2 tRNA genes and 2 rRNA genes are annotated in these 716 nt (G+C 50.8%); all 4 read right to left on the bottom strand.

The features are described from left to right. A 23S ribosomal RNA gene (locus CFB82_RS41750) occupies positions 1-105 on the bottom strand; the annotation flags it as partial. Positions 106-378: 273 nt separating this feature from the next. Then, positions 379-454, bottom strand: a tRNA-Ala gene (locus CFB82_RS41740). Positions 455-492: 38 nt separating this feature from the next. Then, positions 493-569, bottom strand: a tRNA-Ile gene (locus CFB82_RS41735). Positions 570-633: 64 nt separating this feature from the next. Continuing rightward, positions 634-716, bottom strand: a 16S ribosomal RNA gene (locus tag CFB82_RS41730); the annotation flags it as partial.

Below are 716 nucleotides of genomic sequence, written 5' to 3'. Positions count from 1 at the left end.
GATCAAAGCTCGTTTGCCAGCTCCCCGTAGCTTTTCGCAGGCTACCGCGTCCTTCATCGCCTGTGATCGCCAAGGCATCCACCACATGCACTTGTTCGCTTGACCCTATAACGAGTCTGTCTCATTACAGGTTGAGTTCTCGCGTTGTGCCGTATTCCAATTGAGTCAAACATAGAGTTCGAATCATCTTGAGATACATCGATACAATCACAACCCGGATAGTTTCCACGTCCATCTCAAGACGCTTCCGCTATCCAAATTACTTACTTCTTCCAGATTGTTAAAGAACGACAGCCGATACATACTACGTATCACTCTGACTGGCTCAATCGCCAATGACAAAGACTCGAATCAACTCGAACGCTTGTCATTGAAGATTGGTGGAGGCAGACGGGATCGAACCGACGACCCCCTGCTTGCAAAGCAGGTGCTCTCCCAGCTGAGCTATGCCCCCATGAGTACAGATTTGCCTCAGGTACTACCGCCAGACAATGGTGGGTCTGGTTGGATTCGAACCAACGACCCCCGCCTTATCAAGACGGTGCTCTAACCGACTGAGCTACAGACCCCTGAGTCTGTCTTTAAATTTACAGCCGATAAGCGTGAGCGCTCAACTTGTGCGAGAAGCTCTGGAAAGGAGGTGATCCAGCCGCACCTTCCGATACGGCTACCTTGTTACGACTTCACCCCAGTCATGAATCCTACCGTGGTGACCG

Origin of the sequence: Burkholderia sp. HI2714 (assembly GCF_002223085.1) — a bacterium.
In the GTDB taxonomy this organism is placed as follows: Bacteria; Pseudomonadota; Gammaproteobacteria; order Burkholderiales; family Burkholderiaceae; genus Burkholderia; species Burkholderia lata_D.
Note: the sequence above shows the minus strand (reverse complement) of the source record. Positions and strands in the feature narration are given on the sequence as shown.